The sequence below is a fragment of the Cupriavidus sp. BIS7 genome (assembly GCF_000292345.1).
In the GTDB taxonomy this organism is placed as follows: domain Bacteria; phylum Pseudomonadota; class Gammaproteobacteria; order Burkholderiales; family Burkholderiaceae; genus Cupriavidus.
This window is the reverse complement of record NZ_ALOU01000073.1, coordinates 1-5,850: the sequence shown is the minus strand read 5'-3', so window position 1 is coordinate 5,850 and position 5,850 is coordinate 1. Positions and strand designations below refer to the sequence as shown.

General features: G+C 64.9%; 6 protein-coding genes. 2 read left to right on the top strand and 4 right to left on the bottom strand.

All coding sequences use genetic code 11. The annotated features are described in order from the left end of the window. Positions 1-128: 128 nt before the first annotated feature. The 3 genes from B552_RS0122965 to B552_RS0122955 form a co-directional block, all read right to left on the bottom strand. Positions 129-1,211, bottom strand: coding sequence for an ionic transporter y4hA (locus B552_RS0122965; protein WP_019451405.1), 1,083 nt, complete (start codon positions 1,209-1,211; stop codon positions 129-131). 117 nt (positions 1,212-1,328) lie between these two features. Then, positions 1,329-1,523, bottom strand: coding sequence for a hypothetical protein (locus B552_RS28605; RefSeq protein ID WP_083860342.1), 195 nt, complete (start codon positions 1,521-1,523; stop codon positions 1,329-1,331). A 138-nt stretch (positions 1,524-1,661) separates the two neighbouring features. Further along, positions 1,662-2,360 (bottom strand): SOS response-associated peptidase family protein, encoded by a 699-nt coding sequence (locus tag B552_RS0122955; protein WP_019451403.1) that lies wholly within the window; start codon positions 2,358-2,360, stop codon positions 1,662-1,664. Between the two features lie 219 nt (positions 2,361-2,579). On the opposite strand from B552_RS0122955, the gene B552_RS0122950 reads away from it, so the two are divergent. Further along, positions 2,580-3,311 carry a BON domain-containing protein gene (locus tag B552_RS0122950; RefSeq protein WP_019451402.1) on the top strand — a complete coding sequence of 244 codons (732 nt, stop codon included), beginning with the start codon at positions 2,580-2,582 and terminating at the stop codon, positions 3,309-3,311. A gap of 40 nt (positions 3,312-3,351) precedes the next feature. On the opposite strand, the gene B552_RS0122945 is transcribed toward B552_RS0122950, so the two are convergent. Continuing rightward, the gene (locus B552_RS0122945; protein ID WP_019451401.1) at positions 3,352-4,437 is read right to left on the bottom strand and encodes a helix-turn-helix domain-containing protein; all 1,086 of its coding nucleotides are present in this window, start codon (positions 4,435-4,437) and stop codon (positions 3,352-3,354) included. A gap of 114 nt (positions 4,438-4,551) precedes the next feature. Here B552_RS0122945 and B552_RS0122940 point away from each other — a divergent pair, with 114 nt between their 5' ends. Beyond that, on the top strand, positions 4,552-5,805 hold the full coding sequence (locus B552_RS0122940) for a M20/M25/M40 family metallo-hydrolase (RefSeq protein ID WP_019451400.1): 1,254 nt from the start codon (positions 4,552-4,554) through the stop codon (positions 5,803-5,805). Positions 5,806-5,850: the final 45 nt, after the last annotated feature.

Here is a 5,850-nt window from a genome sequence, read left to right as displayed (position 1 = left end):
TTGTGCGACATACAAGGGGCGGGGGAGAGGGCGGGCATTTCAAGATGCGACAGTCGGCATTTGAACCGCTGCGCCCTCTCCCCCAACCCCTCTCCCGCGTGCGGGAGAGGGGAGAAAAAATCAACCGATCAGGGCACGATCGTCAGGAACAAATACGCGGCGAAGATCACCAGGTGCACCACGCCCTGCAGGATCGTGGTGCGGCCCGTGCCGAGCGTCAGCGAGGAAACGATCATCGTCAGGAACAGCAGCACCATTTCCTTGGCGCCGAGCCCAAGTTCCAGCGGGCGGGCCAGCGCGATGAACACGGCGGCCACGGTTGGAATCGTCAGGCCGATACTGGCCAGCGCCGAGCCCAGCGCAAGATTCATACTGGTCTGAAGCCGGTCGGAGCGCGCCGCGCGCATGGCAGCCAACCCTTCGGGCAGCAGCACCAGCGCGGCAATCACCACCCCCACCACTGCCGGCGGCAGGCCTGCGGCCAGCACGGCCGCTTCCACCGACGGCGATAGCAGCTTGGCCAGCGCAACCACGGCCACCAGGCAGACCACCAGCAGCAGGCCGCTGGCAGCCGCCACGCGTGCGGGCGGCGGTGGGGCGTGTTCGTTCTCGTCGCTGCTGCCTTCCACCAGGAAGTAGTCACGGTGGCGTATCGTCTGGATGAACACGAAGCTGCCGTACAACACCAGCGACATGGCGCCCGCGAAGGCAAGCTGCGAGGACGACATCATCGGCCCGGGAGCGGAACTCGTGAAGTTGGGCAGCACCATCGTCAACACGAGCAGTGCGACGAGGGTTGCCATCGCGGCATTGGCACCGGGCGCCTGAAACGCCTGTTCGCGATGATGCAGGCCGCCAACGAACAAGCAAATGCCGACGATCCCGTTGCAGATGATCATGACGGCGGCGAAGACCGTGTCGCGGGCAAGGCCGGCTTTCTCGGGGCCCGATGACAGCATCACGGACACGATCAGCGCCACCTCGATCACCGTCACCGCAATGGCCAGCACCAGCGTGCCGTACGGCTCTCCGACCTTGTGGGCCACGACTTCGGCATGGTGCACCGCGGAAAACACTGCACCGGCCAGCGCGATGGCCATGACCGCGATCATCCACGATTGACCCGACAGCAGAAGGCCCAGGCCGAACGCGACCCAGGCAGCCAGCGGGGACCAGATCGTCCACGCGGGCAGCTTGTTGGAAGTTGCCATCCCTATTGTTCCTTTCTTTTTGTAGCGAGCTCGGATACAGCGTGCACGCCAGTTGGCGCGCGCGCAAGAGATATTCTGGCAACGAAGGGCGGCCGCAGTTCCCGGCCAGCGCCGGATTCAGTCCCGGGGGAGCGGCCGGGTGGGGGCCTTGAGGAAGTCCTGATGGCCTCCCTGCAGTTCGTCCCGGCAAGGTTTGGGCGGATCGAGGTCGCCGTCCCGCAGTGCGGGATGATGGCGATAGATCCAGCGCGCGGCGATGATTGCCGCAATGAGAAAAGCAAGACCGTACCCGACAAGACTGACCGAATTCATGATTTCTGACCTGGATGGGCCGGCTCTTCTGGCCGGTAGCAGCCCAGTATGGTCAGGGACCGCTGCAGCGGACACCCTCTTTTGGTGGGGCCTGTGCGTCACCCAAACAGGGCTTTCGGGCGAGATGGATGCGGCGCCTCAGAACAACGTCTCGCCATCCTGCGGCTTGTCTGGCGCTTTCGCCTTTGTTTCCCGAACCACCGGGTCGGGCGCTGAGGTCATCCTGCCGGCCGGATACAGGTGCAGGAAGCTGCGGGCCAGTTCCGGGTTACGGCATTGCAGCCAGTTGTCCCAGTCAGCCTCCGGGATGATCACCACCGAACGCTTCTCGGCGCCCGGCTTGTGCATGCGGCGCAACACCGCATGCGCCGCGGCGTTGACGGTGAGCATCGTGAAAGAGTGCGTCTGGTCGGGCCACGCGCGCCAGAGCCCTGCAATGCCGAATGCAGGCGCATCGGGCAGCCAGATCTTCCAGCGCTCGGCGCGGCCGGGTTGTTCGGGCGTGCCGTCCTCGGGGTATGCGTACTCATAGAACGCGGTAGCGGGCACCAGGCAAAGCTGGCCCTGACGCCATGCCGGCGCAAAGGTTGGCTTTTCGCCGACTGTCTCCGTGCGCGCATTGGTCGTGTCGTAACGGCGGGCGCCGGGCGGCGTGCGCTTGCGCGGCACCATGCCGAAAGTGGCCAGCACGCTCTCGCGCTGGCCGTCCGCGCCCGTGCGAACGATCGGTGCGGCGTAGTCAGGCCAGGTTTCTTCCGGATAGATGCCCGGCGGCGGTTCAACGCCAAAGATCTCGCGCAGGATCCGTTGCTGCACGGGGGCGTAGTTTGTGCACATCGCGGGCACTCCTGAGAGCCGTTTGCAGCGTATCGTCCGCGTTGGCGCGGCGCCGGTCAACTGGCGGGAAACGCGGGCGGTGATTGGCGGGACGCTTCCTATAATGCCTAGGCGGGCCACGGTACATTCGCCGAACGTACTGTGGTGACGCGCCACGCGTGCTTGCAGGCAGGGGCACGCTTCCCACCCATCTCCACGTCAAATGGGGAGACAGAAATCATGCAGAGTAGCGAAGCGGTGCTGATTCAGGCGCGGGCCGCGTTGGCGCATGTGCCATACCAGGGCCATCATCTTCACCCCACCATTAACCTGCGCCTGTCTGACGGCGCCCTGATTCTCGAAGGCGAAGTTGCCGACATTGTCGACAAGACCCGGGCCGCGGCCCAGTTGCGTCGCGTGGATGGCGTCACGATGGTGATCGATCACCTGCGCATTGCAAATGGCGGCGCACCGATTGGCGACGGCGAGGTGCGTGCCGCGGTTTGCGAGCGGCTGCTCAGTGCGATCGATTTCAGGAATTGCAAGATCTGTGCGAGGGTAAAAGGGCAACTCGAGCCCGTGCGCGAGGCCATCGGCGAGCGCAGCGGCTGGCTCGAGGTCTCCGTGCATGACGGCGCGGTCACGCTAAATGGGCAGGTGATCAGCCTATCTCACATGCGGCTGGCTGGCGTGCTGGCATGGTGGTCACGCGGATGCCGCAACGTGATCAACGACATCGTCGTTGCGCCTGCAGAAGCTGACAGCGACGAGGAAGTCTCGGAAGCGCTGCGCCTGGTGCTGGAAACCGATCCGTTTGTCGATGCCGCCCGCATCAGCGTGCGCACCGACCGTCGCGTGGTGACGCTCGATGGTTATGCATCGAGCGAAGGCGCGCGCAAACAGGTGGAGCGTGACGCCTGGTATGTGCAGGGCGTCGAAAACGTCGTCAATCACATTGCATTGAGCAGTTAGCCGCCCGCGAACTGTCACTATCGACCCTTCGGCCTGTCCTTCAGTCCTGCTTGACCGAACGCCCGCGCCGCGCCGCCTGGCCCTCCACGCGCCAGTAGCGGCGGCGCGTGCGCAACGCAAAGCGTGTCCGGTACTCGGACATCGACATGTGCATGGCACGCTGGAACAGGCGCCGGAATGCTGCGGCATCGCTATAGCCGCACGCCTCGGCAATTGCCTGCGTGCCATGCAGCGTGACTTCCAGCAGCATGCGCGCGCGCTCCACGCGCAGCGTGTGCAGATAATCCAGCGGCGTCTGGCCCGTGACCTGGCGGAAATGACGCAGCAACGTCCGCTCGCTGACCGCCGCTGCTTCGGCCACGGCGCTCAGGCGATATGGCTCTCCGACATGGGCCTGCAGCCAGCCGATGGCGCGATAGACCGGGCTGTCGGCCGTCTTGCCGATCCAGCGCGTGGACACCAGTTCGGGTACCCATTGCTGCCGTTCCTGCTGATAGAGCAGCAGCCGCGATACGGTCTGCGCGAGATCTGGATCGTGCAGGTGGCCCAGCACACGCAGCATGAATTCGGTCTGCAGCGCTGGCGCCACGCAATGGAACACGCGGCCATGCAGGCCCATCGGTTCGTCCGATGACATGTCGCAGCCCGCAAAGCGCTGGGCCAGCCAACTCTGGAACATCCACGGCGCACTGCAGTGCGCACCGTCGAGCAGGCCGAGCGTCAGCGGATAGATCATCCCCGAATAGATCGTCGCAATCCAGCCGCCCGTATCGGCATGGCGCGCAAGCATGCGCTGCGTGACCGTATCATTCGCGACGATCTCGCCAAGATGCGGGGCGCTGTGTGCCATCAGCCCCGGCATCACGATCAGGGTCTGGACATTGCGTGGGCCGCGGCGCGCCGAGGAGGCTGGCAGGCCAGGCAGCGGCGCTGGCAGCGGCCGGCCGTTGCCGCCGATGATCTCCCACGTCAGCAGGTCTGGCGTTCCGGGCCGCTGCAGTTGCGCAACGCCTGTGGCCGTGCGCAGCACGTCCAACGCGCCAAACAGGGTGCCGGGCATCGCTTCGGGCAGCCAGAGCAGTTTGACGTGCAGCGGCTGGTTCGACGTGTTCGCTGGATCAGGCATGCGTGGCGGGATCGGCTTTGGGAATGGCGATATTGAGCCTCCCGGCGAGATATCGCAAGCGCTACATTGGAGGCTTCCGTCAGGACCATCAGATCCATCAGAACAGGAGACAACATGCAGTTTTCACTTCGCCGCCTTGCCATTGCCATAGCCGCGGCCACGATCTGCAGTGCCGCCACTGCGGCAAGCCCCGATGCTGCGCTGCTTGGCGCCGCGCAATCGGCGCAGCCGGCCGTGGTGCAGTCGCTGAAGGACATGGTGTCGATCGAGTCGGGCAGTGCCAATGCCGAAGGGCTCGCGCGCATGGCGGACTACACCGCGAAACGGCTCCAGGCGATTGGCGCGAAGGTCGAACGCATCGCCCCCGCCAAGGGGCACGGCCCGATCGTCAAGGCAACGCTGACCGGCACCGGCAAGCGGAAGATCATGCTGATTGCGCATATGGATACGGTGTATCCGGCCGGCATCCTGAAGACGCAGCCGATTCGCGAGGACGGTAACCGGCTCTACGGGCCCGGCATCGCGGATGACAAGGGCGGTATCGCCGTGATCCTGCATTCGCTGGAGATCCTCAAGGCGCAGGGGTGGAAGGACTACGCGCAGTTGACCGTGCTGTTCAATGCCGACGAGGAGATTGGATCGGATGGCTCGGGCGAGACGATTTCCTCGCTGGCCGATCAGCATGACGTGGTGCTGTCGTGCGAGCCGAACGTGGCCAAGGCTGTTGCCAAATCTGAGTCGCTGCTGCTCGGCGCAGCCGGCACGGCCTCTGCGACGATGCACGTCAAGGGCCGCTCGTCGCACGCGGGCGCCGCGCCGGAACTGGGGCGCAACGCGCTGCTGGAACTGGCCTATCAACTGCAGCAGACGCGCGACGTGGCCAAGCTGGTGCCGGGCTCGCAACTGAACTGGACCATGGCCAACGCCGGCGTGGTAGGTAACCAGATTCCGGAATCGGCGAGCGCGTTCGGCGACGTGCGCGTTACCGCAAACGGCGCGGCGCAAAAGCTGAAGGTTGCGCTGCAGGAAAAGGCCAACGCGGGCCATCTGATCCCCGATACACAGACCACGGTGACGATGGAAGAGGGCCGTCCCCCCTACGTGGCCGATGCACGTGCGAAGGATCTGGCAACGCGCGCGCAGCAGGTCTATGCAGAGCTTGATGGCCGCACGCTGCTGCTGATGCCGGGCACGGGCGGCGCTACCGACGCGGGCTTTGCGGGACGTTCAGGCAAGGCAGCCGTGTTGGAAAGCTTTGGCCTGTCTGGCTTCGGCTATCACGCCCGCGATGAATACGTCGAACTGGACTCGATCGTGCCGCGCCTGTACCTGATGACGCGGATGCTGCAGGAGATTGGGAAGGAGTAGGTGCAGTGGTTTTCGGAGGTTTTTGGCTCCCCTCTCCCATGCAAT